2 protein-coding genes are annotated in these 26,850 nt (G+C 76.3%); both read left to right on the top strand.

The genetic code is table 11. The annotated features are described in order from the left end of the window. The first annotated feature begins 17 nt into the window (after nucleotides 1-17). Nucleotides 18-12,014 (top strand): SDR family NAD(P)-dependent oxidoreductase, encoded by an 11,997-nt coding sequence (locus tag ACLQ2V_RS21900; RefSeq protein WP_425720421.1) that lies wholly within the window; start codon nucleotides 18-20, stop codon nucleotides 12,012-12,014. Further along, nucleotides 12,011-26,788 carry a type I polyketide synthase gene (locus ACLQ2V_RS21895; protein WP_425720497.1) on the top strand — a complete coding sequence of 4,926 codons (14,778 nt, stop codon included), beginning with the start codon at nucleotides 12,011-12,013 and terminating at the stop codon, nucleotides 26,786-26,788. Before ACLQ2V_RS21900 ends, ACLQ2V_RS21895 begins: the two co-directional genes overlap by 4 nt. Nucleotides 26,789-26,850 lie beyond the last annotated feature (62 nt).

The following is a 26,850-nucleotide window of genomic DNA, read 5'->3' as shown; positions in this document are numbered from 1 at the left end:
AGGGGAAAGGCAACGCGATGACCCTGGACATGGCAGGAGGCTCCCGCCCGGAGCCGGTCGCGATCGTCGGACTCTCCTGTCGGCTGCCCGGCGCGGCCGACCCGGCGGCGTTCTGGCGACTGCTCCGCGACGGCACCGACGCCGTCACCGAGGTGCCCGCCGGGCGGGAGCCCGTCGGTGGCCGCTGGGGCGGTTTCCTCGACGACGTCGAAGGGTTCGACGCCGGGTTCTTCGGCATCACCCCGCGCGAGGCCGCCGTCCTCGACCCGCAGCAGCGGCTCGCCCTGGAACTGGCCTGGGAGGCGCTCGAGGACGCCCGGATCGTCCCCGACGAGCTGCGGCACACCGCCGCCGGGGTCTTCGTCGGCGCGATGCGCGACGACTACGCCACCCTGCTCAACCGGGGCGGGGCCGGCGCCGCCAACCACCACGCCATGCCCGGCGTCAGCCGAGGCGTCATCGCGAACCGGGTGTCGCACGTCCTCGGCCTGCACGGTCCGAGCCTGGTCATCGACGCCGGGCAGGCGTCGTCGCTGGTCGCGGTGCACCACGCCGTGCACAGTCTGCGGCGCGGGGAGACCAGCCTGGCCATCGCCGGTGGCGTCAACCTCAACCTGGCCCGGGAGACCGGTGCCATCGCCGAGGAGTTCGGCGGGCTCTCCCCGGACGGCCGCTGCCACACCTTCGACGCCCGCGCCAACGGCTTCGTCCGGGGTGAGGGCGGCGCGGTGGTGGTGCTGAAGCTGCTCTCCGAGGCGGTGGCCGCCGGGGACCGGGTGCACGCGGTGATCCTCGGCGGGGCGGTCAACCACGACGGGACCACCGAGGGCATCGCGGTGCCCAGCCGGCAGGCGCAGGCGGACCTGCTCCGGCAGGCGTACGCGTCGGCCGCCCTGCCGCCGGACGCCGCCCAGTACGTCGAGCTGCACGGCACGGGCACCCCCGTCGGTGACCCGATCGAGGCCGCCGCGCTCGGCGCGGCGCTCGGCACCGCCCGGGAGCGGTCCCGTCCGCTGCTGGTCGGCTCGGTCAAGACGAACCTGGGCCACCTGGAGGGTGCCGCCGGCATCACCGGCCTGCTCAAGGCGGTGCTGTCGCTGACCCACCGGCGCATCCCGGCGACCCTGCACCACGACCGACCCCACCCGGACATCCCGCTGGCCGAGCTGAACCTGCGGGTGGTGCGCGAACTGACCGAGTGGCCCGCCACCGACGGCCCCCGGGTCGCGGGCGTCAGCGCCTTCGGCATGGGCGGCACCAACTGCCACCTGGTCCTCGCCGAGGCACCAACCGGCGTGGACTCGGCCACGACCGAGCCCGGCCCGGCCGTGGTGCCGTGGTTGCTCTCGGCCCGTTCGTCGGCCGCCCTGGGTGGTCAGGCGCGGGCGTTGGCGCCGTTGGCGGGTGTGGGTGATCCGTTGGGTGTGGGTTGGTCGTTGGTGTCGTCGCGGTCGCGGTTCGAGCGGCGTGCGGTGGTGGTGGGTGATCACGCGGCGGGTTTGGCGGCGTTGGCGGCGGGTGAGCCGGCGGGGAATGTGGTGTCGGGTGTGGCCGGTGGTGTGGGTCGGGTGGTGTTCGTGTTCCCGGGTCAGGGTGCGCAGTGGGTGGGCATGGGCGCCGCGTTGCTGGATTCGTCTCCGGTGTTCGCGGGGGTGGTGTCGGAGTGCGCGGCAGTGTTGTCGGGTCTGGTGGATTGGTCGCTGGTCGATGTGTTGCGTGGTACCCCTGATGCGGTGTCGCTGGGGTGCGTCGATGTGGTGCAGCCGGCGTCGTTTGTGGTGATGGTGGGTTTGGCGGCGGTGTGGCGGTCGTTTGGGGTGCGTCCGGCGGCGGTGGTGGGTCATTCGCAGGGTGAGGTGGCGGCGGCGTGTGTGGCGGGAGCGCTGTCGCTGGCGGACGCGTTGCGGGTGGTGGTGGCGCGTTCGCGGGCGGTCGCGGAGTTGTGCGCCGGTGAGGGTGCGATGGCGTCGGTGCGGTTGCCGGCTGCCGAGGTGCGGGTGTTGCTGGCCGAGTGTGGTGGCGCGGTGGGTGTGGCGGCGGTGAACAGTCCGTCGCAGGTGGTGGTGTCGGGTGAGGTCGCCGCGGTGGAGCGGTTGTTGGCGCGGTGTGAGCGTGATGGGGTGCGGGCGCGGCGGATCGCGGTGGATTACGCGTCGCATTCCCCGGCGATGGATGTGCTGGCCGACCGGTTGGCGGCGGAGTTGGCCGACGTCACCCATCAGGTGCCGCAGGTGCCGTGGTTGTCGACGGTGACGGGTGAGTACGTCGAGGTTCTGGGCCCGGGTTACTGGTTTCGGAATTTGCGGGAGTCGGTGGGGTTCGCCGACGGGATCGCCCGGTTGGCCGGTGAGGGTCACGGGGTGTTCGTGGAGGTCTCCTCCCACCCGGTGCTCACCAGCGCCGTCGAGGAGACCGTCGAGTCGCTCCACGCGGAGCCCGCCGTGGTCACCGGCACGCTGCGCCGCGACGACGGCGGCCCCGACCGCCTCCTCGCCAGCATCGCCGAGGTGTGGGTCCGTGGCGTGGACGTCGACTGGACCGCCGCGTTCCCCGCCACCCGACCCACACCGGTCGACCTGCCCACCTACGCCTTCCAGCGGCGGCGCCACTGGTTCGACACCGTCGCCCCGGAACACACCGGCGACGAGCCGGACCCGGGCAGCGCCCGCGCCCGGCTGGCCGCCGCCGGCCCCGCCGAGCGCCGCCGGATGCTGCTCGATCTGGTCCGCTCCCACGCGGCGGCGATCCTCGGCCACGGCGACGCCGGCGCGGTCCCCGCCCGCACCGCGCTGCGGGAACTCGGCGTCGACTCGCAGTCCGCGCTGCGGCTGCGGCACCACCTCGGCGCGGCGCTCGGCGTCACCCTGCCGACCACCGTGCTCTTCGACCACCCCACCGCGGCCCGGCTCGCCGAGCACCTGGACACCCTGGTCGACACCACCCCGGTGACCACCGCCCCGGCGCCGACCCCGCCCGTGCACCGCTTCGGCGCCACCGACGAGCCCATCGCGATCGTCGGCATGGGCTGCCGCCTCCCCGGCGGGGTGCACTCACCCGAGCAGCTCTGGGACCTGCTCAGCGCCGGCACCGACGCCGTCTCGCCGTTCCCCACCGACCGGGGCTGGGACCTGCGGCGGCTGCTGGCCGACCCGGACCGCCCCGGCGGCTCCACCGTCGCCCAGGGCGGCTTCCTGCACGACGCCGGCGACTTCGACCCGGAGTTCTTCGGGATCAGCCCCCGCGAGGCGCTGGCCATGGACCCGCAGCAGCGGCTGCTGCTGGAGACGTCCTGGGAGGCCCTGGAACGGGCCGGCATCGACCCGTCCCGGCTCGCCGGCAGCCGCACCGGCGTCTTCGTCGGCGCGATGGCCCAGGAGTACGGCCCGCGCATGCACGAGGCGTCCGACGGGCTGGAGGGCTACCTGCTCACCGGCACCACCGGCAGCACCATGTCCGGCCGGATCGCGTACGTGCTGGGGCTGGAGGGGCCGGCGCTGACCGTCGACACCGCCTGCTCCGCCGCCCTCGTCGCGATCCACCTGGCGGTCCGCTCGCTGCGCTCGGGGGAGTGCGCGCTCGCCCTGGCCGGCGCGGCGACCGTGATGGCCCGCCCCGGGATCTTCGTCGAGTTCAGCCGCCAACGCGGCCTCGCCCCGGACGGGCGGGTCAAGGCGTTCTCCGAGCACGCCGACGGCACCGGCTGGGGCGAGGGCGTCGGCACCATCGTGCTGGAGCGGCTCTCCGACGCCCGCCGCAACGGCCACCCGGTGCTCGCCGTCCTCGCCGGCACCGCCGTCAACTCCGACGGCGCCAGCAACGGGCTGACCGCCCCGAACGGCCTGTCCCAGCAGCGGGTGATCCGGCAGGCGCTGGCCGACGCCGGGCTGCGCCCCGCCGAGGTGGACGCCGTCGAGGCGCACGGCACCGGCACCGTCCTCGGCGACCCGATCGAGGCGGGCGCGCTGATCGAGGTGTACGGCCGCGACCGGACCCCGGAGCAGCCGCTCTGGCTCGGCTCGCTCAAGACCAACATCGGCCACACCCAGGCCGCCGCCGGCCTGGCCGGAGTCATCAAGATGGTCGAGTCGCTGCGCCGGGGTTTGCTGCCGCGCAGCCTGCACGCCGACCCGCCCTCGTCGCACGTGGACTGGTCGGCGGGGACCGTCCGGCTGCTCACCGAGGCCCGCCCGTGGCCCGCCGGAGCCCGGCCCCGCCGGGCCGGGGTGTCCGCGTTCGGGGTGAGCGGCACCAACGCCCACGTCGTCCTCGCCGAGGCCGGGGCCGAACCGGCGACCCCCGCCGCTCCGCCGACCGCCCCCGACCGGCCGGCCGGCCGGCTGCCGTACCTGCTCTCCGCGCGCACCCCGCAGGCGCTGGCCGAGCAGGCCCGGCTGCTGCGCGCCCGACTGCGCGGCGACGACCGCCCCCGACCGGTCGACCTGGCGTACACGCTGGCCACCGGCCGGGCCCGGTTCGACCGGCGGGCGGTCTTCCTCGCCGACGACCTCGACGACCTCGACGGCACGTTGGCCGTGCTGGCCGACGGCGGCGAGGCACCCCACCTGGCGTACGGGGGGCCGGCCGGGGACGACCGGGTCGTCTTCGTCTTCCCCGGCCAGGGCGGCCAGTGGCCCGGCATGGCCACCGAACTGCTCGACGCCGAGCCGGTCTTCGCCGACCGGATGGCCGACTGCGAACGGGCGCTCTCCGAGTTCGTCGACTGGTCGCTGACCGACGTGCTGCGCGGGGTGCCCGGCGCGCCGACGCTGGACCGGGTCGACGTGGTGCAGCCCGCGCTCTTCGCCACCATGGTCTCCCTCGCCGCGCTGTGGCAGTCGCACGGCGTGCGACCCGCCGCCGTGCTCGGACACTCCCAGGGTGAGATCGCCGCCGCCTGCGTGGCCGGCGCGCTCAGCCTGCGCGACGCCGCCCGGGTGGTCGCGCTGCGCAGCCGCGCCCTGCGCACCACGCTGGCCGGGCAGGGCACGATGGCCTCGGTCCTCGCCCCCGCCGAGACGGTCCGCGCCCTCATCGCCCGCTGGGACGGCCGGATCTCCGTGGCGGCCATCAACGGGCCCCGCTCGGTGGTCGTCTCCGGCGACACCGACGCCGTGGCCGACCTGCTGGCCGAGTGCGCGGCCCAGGACCTGCACGCCCGCGCCGTACCGGTCGACTACGCCTCCCACTCGGCGCAGGTCGAGACGCTCCGCGACGACCTGACCGACCTGCTCGCCCCGGTCCGGCCCCGGCGGGCCGAGGTGCCCTTCTGGTCCACCGTCACCGCGACCGCGCTCGACGGCACCGAACTCGACGCCGACTACTGGTACCGCAACCTGCGCGGCACCGTCCGCTTCGACGAGGTCACCGGCCTGCTGGCCGAGGCCGGGCACCGGGTCTTCGTCGAGGTCAGCCCGCACCCCACGCTCACCACGGCGGTGGGGGAGACGCTGGAGCACGCCGACGCCCGCGACGGCGTCGCCGTCGGGTCGCTGCGCCGTGGCGACGGCGGCCCCGGCCGCTTCCGGGCGGCCCTGGCCCAGGTGTACGCGCACGGCGTCGAACCGGACTGGGACGACGTGTTCGCCGGGCACACCCCCCGCCGGGTCGAGCTGCCCACCTACCCGTTCCAACGGCAGCGTTACTGGTGGACGCCGCCGGCCCCGACCGCCGCCGCCCCGATCGTCACCCCCGACGGCCCCGACTGGCGCTACGAGGTGGTCTGGCGGCCCGTACCCACCGTCGCCGGCCCGCTGCTGACCGGTCGGTGGCTGGTGGTGGCCGGCGCGCGGACCGCCACCTCGACGCGGTACGCCGACGTCCTCGCCGCCCTGCGCGAGCACGGCGCCGACGTCGTGCCGGTGCTGCTGCCCGACGACGCGTCCCGTCCCGCCGCGCTCGCCCCGGCGCTGGCCGGGCACACCCCCGCCGGGGTGCTCTCCCTGCTGGCCCTCGACGGGCCGGACGACCCGGTGGCGGCGGTCGCCGACCTCGCCGCGCTGCTGCGCGAACTGGACGCCGCGCACATCGCCGCCCCGCTCTGGTGCGCCACCCGGCACGCCGTCCGCGTCACCGCCGCCGAACCGGCCCCCGAGCTGGCGCAGGCCGCGCTCTGGGCGGCCGGCCGGGCGGCGGCCGTGGAGCACCCGCGCGGCTGGGGCGGCCTGGTCGACCTGCCCGACGGGTGGGACCGGCGGGCCGGGCAGCAACTCGTCGCGGTGCTCGCCGGCACCGGCGGGGAGGACCAGGTCGCCGTGCGGCCCTCCGGCGCGTACGCCCGACGGCTGCAACGGGCGACGGCCGGCGCGGCCGTGCGGAGCTGGCGGGCGCACGGCACCGTGCTGGTCACCGGCGGCACCGGCGCCCTCGGCGTACGGCTGGCCCGCTGGCTGGCGGGCCGGGGCGCGCAGCGGATCGTGCTGCTCAGCCGGCGGGGCGCCGACGCCCCCGAGGCGGGGCCGCTCGCGGCCGACCTCGCCGAACTCGGCGTGGCCCTCGACGTCACCGCCGCCGACGTGACCGACCGGGCGGCGCTGGCGGACGTCCTCGCCGGCATCGACCCGGAGCGGCCGCTGACCGCGGTGTTCCACGCGGCGGGCGTCTGCGAGCTGGACCCGGTGACCCGCACCGACGCCGGACAGCTGACCCGCGTGCTGGCCGCCAAGGTCACCGGGGCCGTGCACCTCGACGAGTTGCTGGCCGACACGCCGCTGGACGCGTTCGTGCTCTTCTCCTCGATCTCGGCGACCTGGGGGGTGGCGGAGCACGCCGCGTACGGGGCCGCCAACGCCTGCCTCGACGCCCTGGCGCACCGCCGCCGGGCCCGGGGCGGCACCGCCACCTCCATCGCCTGGGGGCCGTGGGGCGGCGGCGGAATGATCGACCCCGGCCGCTGGTCGGAGCTGGCCGCCAGCGGGCTTCCCGTCCTCGACGCCGACCGGGCCCTCGACGCCCTCCAGGTGGTCCTCGACCACGACGAGACCACCCCCGTCGTCGCCGACGTCGACTGGGACCGCTTCGTCCCGGTCTACTCCTCGTCCCGGCCGAGCCCGCTGCTGGCCGACCTGGCCGCCGCCCCGGGGGAGACCGACACCGCCGCGCCGGTCGGCGCGCTCGGCGCCCGGCTCGCCGCGCTGCCCGAGGCCGACCAGCGCAAGCTGCTGGCGGACCTGGTACGCCAGCACACCGCCGCCGTGCTCGGCCACGCCGACGCCGGGGCGGTCGCCGCCGACCGGGCGTTCAAGGAACTCGGCTTCGACTCGCTCACCGCGGTGGAGCTGCGCAACCGGTTGGCCGCCGCCACCGACCTGCGGTTGCCCACCACGCTGGTGTTCGACCACCCCACGCCCGACCGGCTGGCCCGGCACCTGTGGCAGGAGGCCCTCGGCCGGCTGCCGGTGACGGAATCGACCCGGCCCGCCCCCGTCGCCGCCGACGAGCCGCTGGCCGTCGTCGGCATGGCCTGCCGGCTGCCCGGCGACGTGGCCCGGCCCGACGACCTGTGGCGGCTGCTGCGCGACGGCGTGGACGCCGTCGGCGGGCTGCCCACCGACCGGGGCTGGGACCTCGACGTCCTGTACGACCCCGACGCGGACCGCCCCGGCACCAGCTACACCCGGGCCGGCGGGTTCCTGGGCCGGGCCGCCGAGTTCGACCACGACTTCTTCGGCATCTCCGCCCGCGAGGCGCTGGCCATGGACCCGCAGCAGCGGCTGCTGCTGGAGGCGTCCTGGGAGGCGTTCGAGGACGCCGGTCTCGTCCCCGCCGACCTGAGGGGCAGCGACACCGGTGTCTTCGCCGGCGTCCTCGCCTCCGACTACGGCCAGCCGCACGGCCTCCCCGGTGAGCTGGAGGGCTACCGGGTGACCGGCGGTGCCCCGAGCGTCGCCTCCGGGCGGCTCGCGTACAGCTTCGGGTTCACCGGGCCGGCGCTCACCGTCGACACCGCCTGCTCGTCGTCGCTGGTGGCGCTGCACCTCGCCGCCCGCGCGCTGCGCGCCGGGGAGTGCGACCGGGCCCTCGTCGCCGGTGCCGCGGTGATGTCCACCCCCGACCCGATGATCAGTTTCAGCCGGCAGCGCGCCCTCTCCAAGGACGGGCGCTGCCGCTCCTTCGCCGACGACGCCGACGGGTTCGGCATGGCCGAGGGCGTCGCCGTCCTCGTCGTCGAACGGCTCTCCGACGCCCGCCGCGACGGCCACCGGGTCCTGGCGGTGGTGCGGGGCAGCGCGGTGAATCAGGACGGCGCGTCGAATGGGTTGACGGCGCCGAATGGTCCGTCGCAGCAGCGGGTGATCCGGCAGGCGTTGGTCAATGCGGGGGTGTCGGCGTCCGATGTGGATGTGGTGGAGGCGCACGGTACGGGTACGTCGTTGGGTGATCCGATCGAGGCGCAGGCGGTCATCGCGACGTACGGGCAGGACCGTCCGGCGGATCGGCCGTTGTGGTTGGGGTCGGTGAAGTCGAACATCGGCCACACCCAGAGCGCGGCCGGGCTGGTCGGTGTGCTGAAGATGGTCCTCGCCCTGCGGCACGGGGTGCTGCCCCGGAGCCTGCACGCGGCGCGGCCGTCGTCGCGGATCGACTGGACCGCCGGTGCCGTCCGGCTGCTCGACGAGGAGCGGGACTGGCCGCGTACCGACCGGCCGCGCCGCGCGGGTGTCTCCGCCTTCGGCATCAGCGGCACCAACGCCCACGTGATCGTGGAGGAGGCGCCCGTCGACCCGGCCCCGCCCCGGGCGACGCCCACGACCGGCCCGGCCGTGGTGCCGTGGTTGCTCTCGGCTCGTTCGTCGGTTGCCCTGGGTGGTCAGGCGGAGGCGTTGGTCCCGTTGGCGGGTGTGGCTGATTCGTTGGCTGTGGGTTGGTCGTTGGTGTCGTCGCGGTCGCGGTTCGAGCGGCGTGCGGTGGTGGTGGGTGATCACGCGGCGGGTTTGGCGGCGTTGGCGGCGGGTGAGCCGGCGGGGAACGTGGTGTCGGGTGTGGCCGGTGGTGTGGGTCGGCCGGTGTTCGTGTTCCCGGGTCAGGGTGCGCAGTGGGTGGGGATGGGTGCGGCGTTGCTGGATTCGTCGCCGGTGTTCGCGCGGGTGGTGGCGGAGTGCGCGGTGGTGTTGTCCGACCTGGTGGATTGGTCGGTTGTCGATGTGTTGCGTGGTGATGCCGGTGGGTTGTTGGGTCGGGTGGATGTGGTGCAGCCGGCGTCGTTCGTGGTGATGGTCGGTTTGGCGGCGGTGTGGCGGTCGTTTGGGGTGGAGCCGGCGGCGGTGGTGGGTCATTCGCAGGGTGAGGTGGCGGCGGCGTGTGTGGCGGGGGTGTTGTCGTTGTCGGATGCGTTGCGGGTGGTGGTGGCGCGGTCGCGGGCGGTGGCGCAGTTGTGTGCGGGGTTGGGGGCGATGGCGTCGGTGCGGTTGTCGGCGGAGCAGGTGGGGGAGTTGCTGACCGGTTTTGAGGGTCGGGTGGGTGTGGCGGCGGTGAACAGTCCGTCGCAGGTGGTGGTGTCGGGTGAGGTCGCGGCGGTGGAGCGGTTGTTGGCCGAGTGTGAGCGGGTGGGGGTGCGGGCGCGGCGGATCGCGGTGGATTACGCGTCGCATTCTCCGGCGATGGATGTGCTGGCCGAGCGGCTGGCGGTGGAGTTGGTTGATGTCACGCATCGGGTGCCGCAGGTGCCGTGGTTGTCGACGGTGACCGGTGAGTACGTCGAGGTCCTGGGCCCGGGTTACTGGTTTCGGAATTTGCGGGAGTCGGTGGGGTTCGCCGACGGGATCGCCCGGTTGGCCGGTGAGGGTCACGGGGTGTTCGTGGAGGTCTCCTCCCACCCGGTGCTCACCAGCGCCGTCGAGGAGACCGTCGAGCCCTTGCAGGACGCCCCCGTGGCGGTGACGGGGACGTTGCGTCGTGACGATGGTGGCCTGGATCGGTTCCTGCTCAGCGCGGGCGCGTTGTGGGTGCACGGGGTCGACGTCGACTGGACCGCCGCGTTCCCCGCCCCCCGACCCGCACCGGTCGACCTGCCCACCTACGCCTTCCGCCGGGTCCGGCACTGGATCGAGCCACCGGCCGCCGCCACCGCCCGCCAGGAGGCCGCCCAGATCGACGGCTGGCGCTACCGCCTCGACTGGGTGCCGGTGCCCACCACCGGCGACCGCCGCCTCGCCGGGACGTGGCTGCTGGTCACCCCCCGCGCCGACGTCCAACCCGACCTGGTGGACGCGGTCGCCGACGGCCTCACCGCGCACGGGGCCACGGTGTGCCGACGTACCGCGGCGCAGCTCGCCACCGCACCGGCCGACCTCGCGGGCGTGCTCAGCCTGGCCGCCCTCGACGAGGCCCCGCACCCGGAGCAGCCGGAGGTCAGCACCGGCCTCGCCGACACCGTCACCGTCGTACGGGCCCTCGCCGCCCGGGCCCCGGACGTGCCGTTCTGGACGGCCACCCAGAACGCGGTCGGCACCGGCGCGGACGACCCCGTCCGGCACCCCACCCAGGCGCAGCTCTGGGGCCTCGGCGTGGTGCTCGGCATCGACGACCCGCACCGGCACGTCGGCCAGCTCGACCTGCCCGCCGTCGTCGACGACACCACCGTCGCCCGCCTCGCCGAGACGCTGGCCGGCACGACCGGCGAGAGCGAGGTGGCCGTACGCGGTGACCTGCTGCTCGGCCGGCGGCTCGTCCCGGCGCCCGCCGGGATCGTCGACCCCTGGCAGCCCCGGGGCACCGTCCTGATCACCGGCGGCACCGGCGCGCTCGGGGCCCACGTGGCCCGCTGGGCCGCCGCCAACGGCGCCGCGCACCTGGTGCTCACCAGCCGGCGGGGCGCCGACGCGCCCGGTGCCAAGGAGCTGCACCGGGAACTCGCCGGGCTCGGCGCCCAGGTGACCATCGCCGCCTGCGACGTCGCCGACGCCGACGACCTCGCCGCCGTGCTCGCGGCGATCCCCGCCGACGAGCCGCTGACCGCGGTGGTGCACGCGGCCGGCGTCACCCAACCGGAGATCCCCGTCGGTGACCTGACCCCCGACGTCCTCGCCCCGATCCTGCGGGTCAAGGTCGACGGCGCCCGCAACCTGGACGCCCTCACCGCCGACGTCCCGCTGGACGCGTTCGTCCTCTTCTCCTCCGGCGCCGGCACCTGGGGCGACAGCGGCAAGGGCGGCTACGCCGCCGCCAACGCCCACCTGGACGCGCTCGCCCACCAGCGGCGCAGCCACGGCCGGCCCGCCACCTCCATCGCCTGGGGCGCCTGGGCCGGTGGCGGCATGGTCGAGGGCGAGGTCGCCGACCTGCTCACCCGCCGGGGCGTACGCCTGATGCGTCCCGACTCGGCGGTGCGCGCGCTCGCCACGGCGGTCGGCGCCGGGGACGCCGCCGTCGCGGTCGCCTCCTTCGACCTGTCCCGCTTCCTGCCGCTCTACACGATGACCCGCCCCCGGCGGCTGGTCGACCAGCTCTGGGCGACCACGGCCGGGCACGACGGCGACGCGGCGGCGCAGCCGGGGCCGGCGACCGGGGAGAACACGCTGGCCGCGCGCCTCGCCGGGCAGTCCGCCGAGGAGCAGGAGGCGGCGCTGACCGCCGTCGTGCGGCGTGAGGTCGCCGCGGTGCTCAAGGCCGGCCGGCCGGAGGACATCCCGCCCCGGCGGGCGTTCAAGGAACTCGGGTTCGACTCGCTCACCGCGTTGGAGCTGCGCAACCGGCTCGCCACCGCGACCGGGCTGCGGCTGCCGGCCACGCTGGTCTTCGACCATCCGAGCCCGGCCGCCCTCGCCCGGCACCTGCGCGGCGAGCTCACCGGCGGCACCCGGACCCTGCTGGCCGACCTGGACCGCTTCGAGGCGGACCTGGCGGCGTTGCCGGAGGGCGACCCGACCCGCGCGGGCGTCGTGGAACGCCTCCGAGCCCTGCTGCTGCGGGCCGCCCCGACCGCCGGCACCGAGGGCGTCGAGGAGCCGCCCGACGACCTCAGCACTGTCTCCGACGACGAGATCTTCGAAATGATCGACCGGGAGTTGGGTATCTGATGAGCGGCGGCACGAACGAGGAACGGCTCCGGGAATACCTCAACCGGGTCACTGCGGACCTGCGGACGACCCGGAAGCGGGTCCGGGAACTGGAGGAGAAGCGGCGCGAGCCCATCGCCGTCGTCTCGATGAGCTGCCGCTACCCGGGCGGGGTCGGCACCCCCGAGGAGTACTGGGAGCTGATCTCCGCCGGCGCCGACCTCGTCGGCGACCTGCCCACCGATCGGGGCTGGGACGTCGAAGGGCTCTACCACCCCGACCCCGCCCACCCGGGCACCAGCTACACCCGGCACGGGGCCTTCCTCCGCGACGCCGCCGGCTTCGACGCCGACTTCTTCGGCATCTCACCCCGCGAGGCCCTGGCCATGGACCCACAGCAGCGGCTGCTGCTGGAGACCGCGTGGGAGGCGTTCGAACGCGCCGGCATCGACGTGGAGACGCTGCGCGGGTCCCGGTCCGGCGTCTTCGTCGGCGCCAGCAACCAGGGGTACGCCTCGGCGGTGGGCACCGCCCCGGAGGGCGTCGAGGGGCACCTGCTCACCGGTGGCTCCGGGGCCGTGCTGTCCGGCCGCATCGCGTACACCCTGGGCTTCGAGGGGCCCGCGGTCACCGTCGACACGATGTGCTCGTCCGCGCTGGTGGCGGTGCACCTGGCCGTGCAGGCGCTGCGCGCCGACGAGTGCTCCCTCGCGCTGGCGGCCGGCGCGACCGTGATGGCCACCCCGCGCAACTTCGTCGAGTTCAGCCGACAGTCCGGGCTGGCCGTCGACGGACGGTGCAAGCCGTTCTCCGACGACGCGGACGGCACCGGCTGGGGCGAGGGCGTCAACGTCCTGCTGCTGGAACGGCTCTCCGACGCGCGCCGCAACGGCCACCGGGTCCTCGCCGTGATCAGCGGCAGCGCGGTGAACCAGGACGGGGCATCGAACGGGCTGACCGCGCCGAACGGCCCCGCCCAGCAGCGGGTGATCCGGGCCGCCCTGGCCAGCGCAGGCCTCTCCACCGCCGACGTCGACGCGGTGGAGGCGCACGGCACGGGCACCGCCCTCGGTGACCCGATCGAGGCGCAGGCGTTGCTGGCCACGTACGGGCAGGGACGCGGCGACGGCGACCCGCTGTGGCTCGGGTCGGTGAAGTCGAACATCGGCCACACCCAGGCCGCCGCCGGCATCGCCGGCATCATGAAGATGATCCTCGCCATGCGGCACGGGGTGCTCCCCCGGTCGCTGCACGCCGAGCGGCCGTCCACCCTGGTCGACTGGTCGTCCGGCGCGGTGGAGCTGCTCGCCGAGGCGCGCGACTGGCCCGCCACGGAGCGGCCCCGTCGGGCGGGCGTGTCCGCGTTCGGGGCCAGCGGCACGAACGCCCACGTGATCGTGGAGCAGGCCCCGGAGCCGGCCGACGAGCCGGCCGACCAACCCGCATCGACGCCCGTGCCGCTGCCGGTGGTGCCGTGGGTGTTGTCGGCGAAGACGCCCGCCGCGCTGGGCGCGCAGGCCGCCCGGTTGGCGTCGGTGGTGCCGGGTGGGCTGGTGGACGTGGGGTTCTCCCTGGCCACGACCCGGTCGGCGTTGGAGCGTCGGACGGTGGTCCTCGGCGCGGACGTCGACGAGTTGCGTGGTGCTCTGGCGTCGGTGGTGGAGGGTGTGCCGAGTGCGGGTGTCGTGTCGGGGGTGGCCCGGGAGGGCCTGACGGCGTTCGTCTTTTCCGGTCAGGGCGGTCAGCGGGTCGGTATGGGCCGGGACCTGGCGGCGACGTTCCCGGTCTTCGAGGCGGCGTTGTCGGAGGTGTGCGCGCAGTTCGACACGTTGTTGGACCGTCCGTTGCGGGAGGTGATCGACGGTTCCGCCGACGACCTGGGTCGGACCGGTAGGGCGCAGCCGGCGTTGTTCGCCGTCGAGGTGGCGCTGTTCCGTCTCCTCGCCTCCTGGGGGGTGCACCCGGACTACCTGGTGGGTCACTCGATCGGCGAGCTGGCCGCCGCGCACGTCGCGGGGGTGTTGGATCTGCCGGACGCGTGTCGTCTGGTGGCGGCGCGGGCGTCGTTGATGCAGGCCCTGCCGTCGGGTGGGGCGATGTGGGCGGTCCGGGCCGGCCTCGACGAGGTGTCCCCGTTGCTGGTCGATGGGGCGTCGGTCGCGGCGGTGAACGCGCCGGGTCAGGTGGTGGTCTCCGGCACGCGTGATGCGGTGGAGCGGGTCGCGGCGGGGCTGCCCGAGCGGCAGGGCCGCTGGTTGGCGGTGAGTCACGCGTTCCACTCGGCGTTGATGGACCCGATGCTGGCGGAGTTCACCCGGGTCGCCGGGAGCGTGCGGATGGGGGCCCCGCGTATCCCGATCGTTTCCACGCTCACCGGTGAGCCGGTGGAGGAGTTCACCGCCGAGTACTGGGCGCAGCAGGTGCGTGGGACGGTCGCCTTCGGTGCGGCGGTGCAGAGGGCCGCCGAGCTGGGGGTGACCCGGTTCGTGGAGCTCGGCCCCGACGCCAGCCTGATCGGCGCGATCGAGGAGAGCCGCGACGACGCGCTGGCCGTGCCGGTGCTGCACCGCAAGCGGGCCGAGGCCCTGACGGCGGTGACCGCGCTGTCCCGGCTCTGGGCCGACGGTGGCACCGTCGACTGGGCGGCGTTCTACGCCCCCACCGGCGCCCGCGCCGTCGACCTGCCCACCTACGCCTTCCAACACGAACGGTACTGGCTGGCGGAGACCGCCCCGGATCGGACCGACCCGGTCGACGCCGAGTTCTGGGCCGCCAGCAGCGACCCGGGCGTGCTCGCCGACACCCTCCAGGTCGACCGGGACACCCCGCTGCACGCCCTCGTCCCCGCCCTGCACCAGTGGCGGGACCGGCGTCGCGCCCGGTCCACGCTCGACACCTGGCGCTACCGCCTCGACTGGACGCCCGGCACCGGCGGCACCCCGCAGCGGCTCACCGGAGGGTGGCTGCTGGTGACCGCCGCCGGGGTCGACCACGACCTCACCGGCACCGTCGAGGACGGGCTCACCGCCGCCGGTGCCGCCGTCACCAGGCTGACCGTCACCGACGACCTGGACCGGGCCGGCGTCGGCGACCTCCTCGCCGGCCACCCCGAGGCGGCCGGGGTGCTCTCCCTGCTGGCCCTCGACGAGCGACCCCACCCGGGCCACCCCACGATCACCGCCGGCCTCGCCGGCACCCTCCTGCTGGCCCAGGCCGTCACCGACCGCGACACGCCCATCCCGCTCTGGCTCTGCACCCAGGGCGCCGTGGCCACCGGCGACGACGACCGACCCACCCACCCGGCGCAGAGCGCCACCTGGGGCATCGGCCTCGGCATGAGCCTGGAAGAGCCGGACCGCTGGGGCGGGCTGATCGACCTGCCCCCGAACGTCGGCCCCGACGCCGCCGCGCAGGTCGCCGCCGCGCTGGCCGCCACCGACGGCGAGGACCAGCTCGCCGTCCGGGCCGGCCACACCCTCGCCCGCCGGCTGCGCCGCCACCCGGCACCCCGGGGCGACGGCCGGGCGTGGCGCACCAGCGGCACCGCGCTGATCACCGGCGGCACCGGGGGACTGGGCGCGCACACCGCCCGCTGGCTGGCCACCGCCGGCGTCGAGCACCTGGTGCTGACCAACCGGCGCGGCCCGGACGCCCCCGGCGCCCGGGAGCTGGCCGCCGAACTCAGCGCCCTCGGCCCCCGCGTCACCGTCGCCGCCTGCGACGTCACCGACGCCGACGCCCTCGCCCGGCTCGTCGCCGACGTCGAGGCGACCGGTCCGGCGATCCGCACCGTCGTGCACAGCGCCGGGACCGGGCTGCTGGCCCCGCTCGCCGGCACCGACCTGGACGGCTTCGTCGCGGGCGTACACGTGAAGCTGGCCGGCACGGCGAACCTGGACCGGCTCTTCGACCGCGCCGACCTGGACGCCTTCGTCCTCTACTCCTCCGTCGCCGCCGTCTGGGGGGCCGCCGACCACGGCGCGTACGCGGCCGGCAACGCCTACCTCGACGCGGTGACCCGCAGCCGGCGGGCCCGTGGACTCACCGGCACCACCATCGCCTGGGGCATCTGGTCCGGCGGCGGCATGGGCCGGGACGTCGACGCCGGCGACCTCAAGTGGCGCGGACTGCCGTTCATGGCACCCGACGTGGCGATCGCCGGCCTGCGCGCGGCGCTCGCCGACGACGAGGAGTTCCTCACCGTCGCCGACGTCGACTGGGAGCGTTTCGTCCCGGTCTTCACCGCCGCCCGCCCGCGCCGGCTGCTCGACGACGTGCCGGAGGTCCGCGCCGTCCTCGACCGGGAGACGCCGCCCGCCACCGCCGCAACCCTTGCCGACCGGCTCCGTACGCTGGCCGAACCGGAGCGGGACGCGGCCCTGCGGGACCTGGTCCGCCAGCAGGTCGCCGCGGTCCTCGGCCGCCGCGACGCCGACGGCATCGACGACGACCGGCCCTTCCGTGACCTCGGCTTCGACTCGCTGCTGGCGGTCGGCCTGCGCAACGCCCTCGGCGCGGCCACCGGCCTGCGCCTCGCCACCACCCTGGTCTTCGACTACCCGAGCGTCGGCCGGCTGGCCCAGCACCTGCACACCACCCTCTTCGGCACGGCAGAGCCCGCCCCCGCCCCCGCCCGCGCCACCGCCGCCGGCCCCGGCGGCGACCCCGACGACCACGCCGTCGCGATCGTCGGCATGGGCTGCCGGTTCCCCGGCGACGTCTCCGGCCCCGAGGAGCTGTGGCGGCTGCTGCGCGCCGGGGAGGACGCCGTCGGCGAGTTCCCCGACGGGCGCGGCTGGAACCTCGAGCAGCTCTACAGCCCCGACCCCGACGACGAGGGGAAGGTGTCGGTCCGCACCGGCGGCTTCCTCGGCGACGCCGGCCACTTCGACCCCGCGTTCTTCGGCATCTCGCCCCGCGAGGCGCTCGCCATGGACCCGCAGCAGCGGCTGCTGCTGGAGACCAGCTGGGAGGCGATCGAGCACGGGCGCATCGACCCGCGCAGTCTGCGGGGCAGCAACTGTGGCGTCTTCGTCGGGGCCGCCCACAGCGGCTACGGCAGCGACCTGCGCCACCTGCCCGAGGGCACCGAGGGGCACCTGGTCACCGGCACCGTCACCAGCATCGCCTCCGGCCGGATCGCCTACACCCTCGGCCTCGAGGGCCCCGCCGTCACCCTCGACACCGGCTGCTCCTCGGCGCTGGTCGCGCTGCACCTCGCCGTCCGGGCCCTGCGCTCCGGCGAGTGCGCGTACGCGCTGGCCGGCGCCGCCTCGGTGGTCTCCTCGCCGCTGGGCTTCCTCAGCTTCAGCCGGCAGCGCGGGCTGGCCGCCGACGGCCGGTGCAAGGCGTTCGCCGAGGACGCCGACGGCATGGGCTTCGCCGAGGGCGCCGGCATGCTGCTGCTGGAACGGCTCTCCGACGCCCGCCGCAACGGCCACCGGGTCCTCGCGGTGGTGCGGGGCAGCGCGATCAACCAGGATGGGGCGTCCAACGGGCTGACCGCCCCGAACGGCCCCGCGCAGCAGCAGGTGATCCGGGCCGCCCTGGCCGACGCCGGGGTGACCACGTCCGACGTGGACGCCGTCGAGGCCCACGGCACGGGCACCCCACTGGGCGACCCGATCGAGGCGCAGGCGCTGCTGGCCACGTACGGGCAGGACCGGCCCGCCGACCGGCCGCTGTGGCTCGGTTCGGTGAAGTCCAACATCGGGCATGCCCAGATCGCCGCCGGTGCGGCCGGGCTGATGAAGATGGTCCTCGCGCTGCGGCACGACCTGCTGCCCCGGACCCTGCACGTGGGGCAGCCGTCGTCGCGGGTCGACTGGTCCTCCGGCGCGGTGCGGCTGCTGGCGCAGGAGCGCGAGTGGTCGGCCGACGCGGGCCGGCCGCGCCGGGCGGGCGTCTCCTCCTTCGGGGTCAGCGGCACCAACGCCCACGTGATCGTCGAGGAAGCCCCGGCGGAGCCGGAGCCGCCGGTGCGGGAACCGGGCCGGGCGTCGACCGGGCCGGCGGTGCCGTGGCTGCTCTCCGGGCGCTCCGTGGCGGCGCTGCGCGACCGGGCCGCGGCGTTGGCCGCGCTGCCGGCCGCCGACCCCGTGGACGTGGGCTGGTCGCTGGCGGTGTCCCGGTCGAGCTTCGAGCACCGCGCCGTGGTGCTGGGCGGGCACGCCGACGGGCTGGCCGCGCTCGTCGCCGGCACGCCCGCCGACGACGTGGTCTCCGGGGTGGCCGCCGGCTCCCCGGGCCGGGTGGTGCTGGTCTTTCCCGGTCAGGGGGCGCAGTGGGTGGGGATGGGGGTGGAGTTGGCGGCGGTGTCGCCGGTCTTCGCCGCGCGATTGGCGGAGTGTGGGGCGGCGTTGTCGGAGTTCGTGGACTGGTCGTTGGTGGATGTGCTCGGCCAGGTGGCGGGTGCGCCGTCGTTGGAGCGGGTGGAGGTGGTGCAGCCGGCGTCGTGGGCGGTGATGGTGGCGTTGGCGGGGTTGTGGGAGTCGTTCGGGGTGCGGCCGGCGGCGGTGGTGGGTCATTCGCAGGGTGAGATCGCGGCGGCGTGTGTGGCGGGGGCGTTGTCGCTGGCCGACGGCGCCCGGGTGGTGGCGCTGCGGTCGCGGCTGCTGGCCGGGCTCCCCGGCGGTGGCGGCATGGCGGCGCTGGGCCTGCCCGCCGACGAGGCGCAGGAACTGCTGACCGGCTTCCCCGGCGTGCACGTGGCGGCGGTGAACGGCCCCACCTCGGTGGTGCTCTCCGGTGACCGGGCGGAGCTGGACCGGGTGGGCGTCGAGTGCGGGCGGCGCGAGGTGCGGTTCCGCGTCGTCCCGGTGGACTACGCGTCGCACTCCCCGGCGGTCGACGGCGTACTGGCGCGGCTGCGCCGGGAGGTTGCCGCCGTCCGGCCGCAGGTGCCCCGGATCCCGCTGCTGTCGACGGTCACCGGCGAATGGGTGCGCGACGCGAGCCTCGACGCCGACTACTGGTGTGCGAACCTGCGGCAGCCGGTGCGCTTCGCCGCCGCGGTGCGCACCCTGGCCTCGGCGGGCTTCGGCACGTACGTCGAGTCGTCGCCGCACCCCGTGCTGACCGCCGCCGTCGAGGAGACCCTGCACGGCGGGGGCGACGGGTGCGTGGTCGGTTCGCTGCGGCGCGACGACGGAGGCCTCCGGCGGTTCCTGCTCTCCCTGGCCGAGGCGTGGGTGCGGGGCGCGCCGGTGGACTGGACGGCGGCCTTCCCCGCCGGTGGCGCCCGCCTCGTCGACCTGCCCACCTACCCGTTCCAGCGCGAGCACTACTGGCTCACGGCGCCGGCCGACACCGCCGAGGCCCACCCGGGCGACCCGTTCGACGCCGAGTTCTGGGCCGCCGTCGAACGCGAGGACCCGGCCGCCCTCGCCGCCACCCTCGGCATCGACGCCGACGGGTCCCCGCTGCCGCAGCTGCTGCCGGTGCTCGCCGGCTGGCGGCAGCGCCGCCGGCAGGCGTCCACCGTGGACTCCTGGCGGTATGACGTGACCTGGCGGCCGGTCACCGCAGCCGCCGGGGGTCGTCTCGACGGCAGCCGGTGGCTGCTGCTGCTGCCCACCGAACCCGACCCGGCCGACCCGGGCGACGAATCCGGCCCCGACCAGTGGTCCACGCACCTGCGGCGGCAGCTCGAAGCCCTCGGCGCCCGCGTGCACCACCTGGCGGTGGCCGACCTGGACCGGGCCGCCCTGTCCGAGCGCCTGCGGGCGGACGCCGAGAGCTGCGCCGGCGTACTGTCCCTGCTGGCGCTCGGCGGGCGGCCCTCCCTGGACCGGGCGGTGACCGTCGTGCAGGCCCTCGGCGACGCGGGCAGCACCGCGCCACTGTGGTGCCTGACCGCCGGCGCGGTCACCGTCGGGCGCACCGCCCACGCCGTCGAGCCCGACCAGGCCCAGCTCTGGGGCCTGGGCCGGATCGCCGCCATGGAGTACCCGCAGCGCATCGGCGGCCTGGTGGACGTGCCGGCCATCCCGGACGACCGGGCCGCGCAGCGGCTCGTCGGGGCCGTCACCCGCGACGACGGCGAGGACCAGCTCGCGGTACGCCCCGCCGGGGTGTACGCCCGCCGGCTGGTCCGGCGCCCGACGGCCGACACCCCGCCGGTGCGCGACTGGCAGCCCCACGGCACCGTGCTGATCACCGGCGGCACCGGCGGCATCGGCGCCGAGATCGCCGCCTGGCTGGCCGAGGCCGGCGCCGAGCACCTGCTGCTCACCAGCCGGCGGGGCGACCGGGCCCCCGGCGCGGCGGAGCTCGCCGCCCGGCTGACCGCACTCGGCGCGACCGTCACCATCGCCGCCTGCGACGCCGCCGACCGCGACGACCTCGCCCGGGTCCTCGACTCGGTCCCGCCGCAGCACCCGCTCACCGCCGTGGTGCACGCCGCCGCCGTCCTCGACGACTGCCTGCTCGACGCGCTCACCCCGGAGCGGGCCGCCACCGTGCTGCGTCCCAAGATCGACGCGGCGCGGCACCTGGACGAGCTGACCCGCGGCGCCGACCTCGACGCGTTCGTGCTCTTCTCGTCGCTGGCCGGCACCCTCGGCGGCCCCGGCCAGGCCAGCTACGCGGCGGCCAACGCCTGGCTCGACGCGCTCGCCCTCGCCCGTCGCGCGCAGGGGCTGCCCGCCACCTCCATCGCCTGGGGGGTGTGGGGCGACGTCGGGCTGGCCAGCGGCGAACTGGGGCAGCGGCTGCGCCGCACCGGCATGGGACAGCTGCCGCCGCGCGCGGCGCTGGACGCCCTGCGCCAGGTCGTCGACGCCGACCTCGGCTACCTCGCCGTCGCCGACATCGACTGGACCCGGTACGCGTCGACCTGCACCGAGGGACGCTCCGGACGGGTGCTCGACGCCCTGCCGGAGGCGTCCGCCGCGCTGCGCCCGGCCGTCGACGAGCCGGCCGAGACCGGTTTCGCCGGCACGCTCGCCGGGCTCACCCCGGCCGAGCGGGAGCAGGCGCTGCGGACGGTGGTGCGTACCCAGGCGGCGGCGGTGCTCGGCCTGCCCGGCCCCGACGCGGTCGACGCCGACCGGGCGCTGCGTGACCTCGGCTTCGACTCGCTGACCGGGATGGACCTGCGGAACCGGCTCAACGCCGCCACCGGCCTGCGGCTGCCGGTCACCGTGGTCTTCGACCACGCCACCGCGAACCGGCTGGCCCGGCACCTGGCCGGCGAACTCTTCGGCGCCGGGGAAGCGGCGGCCGACCCGCAGCCGGCCCGGCCCTCGGCCGCCCACGACGACGACCCGGTGGTGATCGTCGCGATGAGCTGCCGCCTGCCCGGCGGGATCGACACCCCCGAGCAGTACTGGGAGCTGCTGGCCGCAGGCGGGGACGCCGTCTCCGGCTTCCCCACCGACCGGGGCTGGGACGTGGCCGGGCTGTACGACCCGGACCCGGACCGGCCCGGCACCTTCTACACCCGCGGCGGCGGGTTCCTGCGCGACGTCGGCCACTTCGACCCGCCGTTCTTCGGCATCTCCCCGCGCGTCGCGCCGGCCATCGACCCGCAGCACCGGCTGCTGCTGGAGACCTCCTGGGAGGCGTTCGAGCGGGCCGGCATCGACCCGGCGACGGTCCGGGGCACCCCGGTCGGGGTCTTCGTGGGCGCCAACTACAACGACTACGGCTCCCGGCTGAGCCACGCCCCCGGTGAGTACGAGGGACAGCTCGCCACCGGCAGCGCGGCCAGCGTCGCCTCCGGGCGGGTGGCGTACACGTTCGGGCTGGAGGGGCCGGCCGTCACGGTCGACACCGCCTGCTCGTCGTCGCTGGTCGCGCTGCACCTGGCCGTGCAGGCGGTGCGCAGCGGCGAGTGCGTCATGGCGTTGGCCGGCGGCGTCACCGTCATCTCCACCCCGGACACGTTCGTCGAGTTCAGCCGGCAGGGCGCGCTGTCGCCCGACGGCCGGTGCAAGGCGTTCTCCGCCGACGCCGACGGCGCCGGCTGGGCCGAGGGGGTGGGGCTGCTGCTGGTGGAGCGCCTCAGCGACGCCCGCCGCCGGGGCCATCCGGTCCTCGGCGTGGTACGCGGCGTGGCGGTCAACTCCGACGGCGCGTCCAACGGCCTGACCGCCCCCAGCGGCCCCGCCCAGCAGCGGGTCATCCGGGCCGCGCTGGCCGGCGCCGGGCTCACCGCCGCCGACGTGGATTTGGTGGAGGCCCACGGCACCGGCACCACGCTCGGCGACCCGATCGAGGCCGAGGCGCTGCTGGCCACGTACGGCCACGACCGGCCCGCCGACCGGCCGGTCTGGCTCGGGTCGGCGAAGTCGAACATCGGCCACACCCAGGCCGCCTCCGGCGTCGCCGGGCTGATCAAGGCGGTGCTGGCGATGCGGCACGGTGTCATGCCGCGCACGCTGCACGTCGGCGAGCCGACCCCACACGTCGACTGGTCCGCCGGCGCGGTGCGGCTGCTCACCGAGGAACGCCCCTGGCCCGACGTCGACCGGCCGCGCCGGGCCGGCATCTCCTCGTTCGGGGTCAGCGGCACCAACGCCCACGTGATCGTCGAGCAGGCCCCGCCGGAGGTTCCCGCGCCGTCGGCCGCCGCGCCGGGCGTCGGGTGGCTGCCGTGGACGCTCTCCGCCCGGACCGCCGCCGCGCTGACCGCCCAGGTGCGCCACCTGCTCACCGCCCTCGACGAGCGTCCCGACGCCGACGCCGCCGACGTGGCACACACCCTGGCCACCCGGGCCCGCCTCGGGCACCGCCTGGTCTGCTGGGGCACCGACGCCGACGCGCTGCGCCGGCAGCTCACCGGCTGGCTGGCCGGCCGGCCGGTCGCCCCCGGCGCGGCCGGGGTGGCCGACGCCGGTCGCACCGCCTTCCTCTTCTCCGGGCAGGGCGCGCAGCGCCTCGGCGCCGGCCGGGAGCTGTACCGGGTCTTCCCGGTCTACGCGGAGGCGTTCGACGAGGTGTGCGCGCGGATGGACCTGGAACTGGACCGGCCGCTGCGCGAGGTGGTGTTCGCCGCCGAGGGCGACCCGGACGCCGACCTGCTGGACCGCACCGACTACACCCAGCCGGCGCTCTTCGCCGTCGAGGTGGCGCTGTTCCGGCTCTTCACCTCGTGGGGGATCACCCCCGACCACCTCATCGGCCACTCCGTCGGCGGGTTGACCGCCGCCCACCTCGCCGGGGTCTTCGGGCTCGACGACGCCTGCCGGCTGGTGGCCGCCCGGGGCCGGCTGATGCAGCGGCTGCCGGCCGGCGGTGCCATGGTCGCCCTGGCCGCCGCCGAGGACGAGGTCACGCCCCTGCTGGCCGGCCGGGAGGACCGGATCGGCGTGGCGGCGGTGAACGGGCCGAACGCCACCGTCGTTTCCGGTGACCTCGCCGAGGTGGAGCGGGTCGCGGCGCACTTCGCCGAACTCGGCCGCAAGACTAGGCGTTTGCGGGTCAGCCATGCGTTTCACTCGCCTCATATGGACGCCATGCTTGCCGGATACGCGGAGACGGTTCGGGCTGTCCCGATGTCGCCGCCGACCGTCCCGGTGGTCTCCGACGTGACCGGTGCGCCGGCCACCGCCGCGCAGCTCTGCGACCCCGACTACTGGGTGTCCCAGGTGCGCCGGCCCGTGCGGTTCGCCGACGGCGTCGCCGCCCTCACCCGCGCCGGGGTCACCCGCTTCCTGGAACTGGGCCCGGACGCCGTACTCGCCGCGATGACCGTCGACTGCCGCGACGACGACGCACCCGGCGTCGTGGTGCCCGCGATGCGGCGGGGCCGCGACGAGGTGGCGGGGGTGCTGACCGCGGCGGCGCAGGTGTACGCGCACGGCGCCGCCGCCGACTGGACCTCGTTGCACCCGCACGGCCGCCTGGTCGAACTGCCCACCTACCCGTTCGAGCGGCAGCGGTACTGGCTCGACGCGCCGTCGATCGACGCGGACGTCCGGACGGCCGGCCTGGACCGCACCGACCATCCGCTGCTCGGCGCGGCCCTGCCGTTGGCCGGCGGGGACGCCCACCTGTTCACCGCCCTGCTGTCCCGGCAGCGGCACCCGTGGCTGGGCGACCACGTCATCGACGGCACCGTGGTGCTGCCCGGCACCGCCTTCCTCGAACTGGCCGTCCGCGCCGGTGACCAGGTCGGCTGCGTCCGGGTCGACGAGCTGACCCTCTCCGCGCCGCTGGTCCTGCCCGAGCGCGGGGCGGTCCGGGTGCAGGTGCGGCTGGACCCGGCCGACGACACCGGGGCCCGCGCCCTGGTCGTGCACTCCCGCCGGGCCGACGCCGACGCCACCGAGCCGTGGCAGCGGCACGCCGAGGGCCGGCTGGCACCGGCCGAACCCACCGCGGCGGCCGCCCCGCTGCACTGGCCGCCGGTCGACGCCACCCCGGTCGACCTGGGCGACTTCTACCCGCGACTGGCCGAGACCAGCGCCGACTACGGGCCGGCGTTCCGAGGGCTGCACGCCGCCTGGCGGCGCGACGGCGAGGTCTTCGCCGAGGCGGTGCTGCCCGACGGGCTCGATGCCGCCGGCTACGGCCTGCACCCGGCGCTGCTGGACGCGGCGTTGCAGACCATCGGGCTGGGCGCGGCCGGTGCGCGGGGCCGAGGCGTGATGCCGTTCTCCTGGCGGGGCACCGTCCTGCACGCCGCCGGGGCGACCCGGCTGCGGGTACGGCTGACCGACGTCGCCGACGACACCGTGTCGCTGCAGGTCTGGGACGGCGCGGGCCACCCGGTCGTGTCGGTCGACTCGCTGGCCGTCCGGCCCACCGGCGGCGGCGTCGCCCGACGGGCCGGCCACGACGCGCTGTTCCGCACCGAGTGGCTTGCGGTGCCGCCCGCGTCGCCGCCCACCGGCCGCCGCTGGGCGGTGGTCACCACCACCGAGCTGCGCCCGGAGCTGGCCAAGGCGCTGGCCGGCGCGGCGGCCCTGGAGTCGTACCCGAGCGTGGCCGCGCTCGCCGAGGCGGTCGCCGCGGGCACTCCCGTGCCGGAGCGCGTCGTGGTGGTCGCCGCCGGCGCGCCGGCCGCGACCGCGCCGACCGCGACGGACCTGGGCGGGACCGCGCCGACCGCGACGGACCTGGCCGCTACCGCGCCGACCGCCGGGGAGCTGGCCGCCGCCGCCAGGTCCACCGCCCACCGGGCGCTGGAGCTGGTCCGGTCGTGGCTGGCCGACGAGCGGCTCGCCGCTTCCCGGCTGGTCGTCGTCACCCAGGGCGCGGTGGCGGTCGACGCCGACACCGAGCTGACCGACCTGCCCGCCGCCACGCTGCACGGCCTGATCCGCACGGCCACCAGCGAGAACCCCGGCCGGTTCGGGCTGGTCGACCTGGACGCGAGCGACGCGTCCGCCGCCGCGCTGCCGGCCGCCGTCGGCGGCGACGAACCGCAGACGGTGATCCGCGCCGGTGTGGTGCGGGCCGCCCGGCTGGTCCGGGTGCCCGCCGCGCCGCCGCGCCCCGCCCACGCCGCGCCGATCTGGGACCCGCACGGCACCACCCTGGTCACCGGCGCCACCGGCACCCTCGGCCGGCTCGTCGCCCGGCACCTGGTCACCGCCCACGGCGTCCGCCGGCTGCTGCTGGTCAGCCGCCGGGGCCCCGGCGCCGACGGCGCGACCGAGCTGTACGACGAGCTGACCGCGCTGGGCGCCGAGGTCACCGTGGCGGCCTGCGACGTGGCCGACCGGGCGGCGCTGCGCCGGCTCCTTGACGGCATCCCGGCCGGGCACCCGCTGACCGCCGTGGTGCACGCCGCCGGGGTGGTCGACGACGGGGTGGTCACCGCGCTGACCCCGCAGCGGATCGACGGGGTGCTGGCGCCCAAGGTGGATGCCGCGCTGCACCTGCACGAGCTGACCGCGTCGGCGGAGCTGACCGCGTTCGTGCTCTTCTCGTCGCTGGCCTCGACCTTCGGCGGGGCCGGGCAGGCCGGGTACGCCGCCGCCAACGCGTTCCTCGACGCGCTGGCCAGCCACCGGCGGGCCCGTGGGCTGCCGGCGGTCTCGCTGTGCTGGGGGCCGTGGGCGCAGCAGAGCGCCATGACCGGCAAGCTGAGCGCCGCCGACCACGCCCGCTTCGCCCGGGGCGGGGTGGTGCCGCTGACCTCGGCGGACGGGCTGGACCTGCTCGACCTGGCCTGCGCGCGGGACGAGGCGGTGCTGGCGCCGGTGCGCCTGGACGTCGCCGCGCTCGCCGGCTCCGGCGCGGTCCCGCCGCTGCTGCGCGGCCTGGTCCGCGCCCCGGCCCGGCCGGCCGCCGCCGCGCCCGCGCCGACCCCGGCCGACCCGGCCGGCCGGTACGCCACGCTGCCCGCCGCCGAGCGGGAGCGGGCGCTGCGGGAACTGGTCCGGGCCGAGGCGGCGCTGGTGCTCGCGTACGCGGGGCCGGAGCTGGTGGACGTCGAGCGGGGCTTCCTGGAAATGGGCTTCGACTCGCTCAGCGCCGTCGAGCTGCGCAACCGGCTCGGCCGGCAGACCGGGCTGACCCTGCCGGCCACCCTGCTCTTCGACCACCCGACCCCGGCGGCGCTCGCCGCGCACCTCGCCGGCGCCTTCCCGTCCGACGGGGAACGCCTGCTCGGCCCGATCCTGGCCGAGCTGGACCGGCTCGGCGCGCAGCTGCCCGACGACCCCGCCGACGACCCGCTGCGCGACCGGGTGGCGGTCCGGCTGCGGGAGCTGCTGGCCCGGGTGGCCGGCCCCGACGCGGCGGCCCCGGCCGGGCGGGCGCCGACGGCGGTGCTCGACGGATTCGACTCGGCGACCGACGACGAGATCTTCCAGTTCCTCGACAACGAGCTGGGCAGCTGAGGACGGCGGATGGACAGCATCGCCGTGCCAGTGCCGCCCCGGCCCGGACGATTGGCGGACCG

It is taken from the genome of Micromonospora sp. DT233 (assembly GCF_049841815.1).
In the GTDB taxonomy this organism is placed as follows: Bacteria; Actinomycetota; Actinomycetes; order Mycobacteriales; family Micromonosporaceae; genus Micromonospora.
Note: the sequence above shows the minus strand (reverse complement) of the source record. Positions and strands in the feature narration are given on the sequence as shown.

Coding starts and splice junctions, on each gene's coding strand:
- ACLQ2V_RS21900 (WP_425720421.1), top strand. CDS start 18: ATGACCCTGGACATGGCAGGAGGCTCCCGCCCGGAGCCGGTCGCGATC.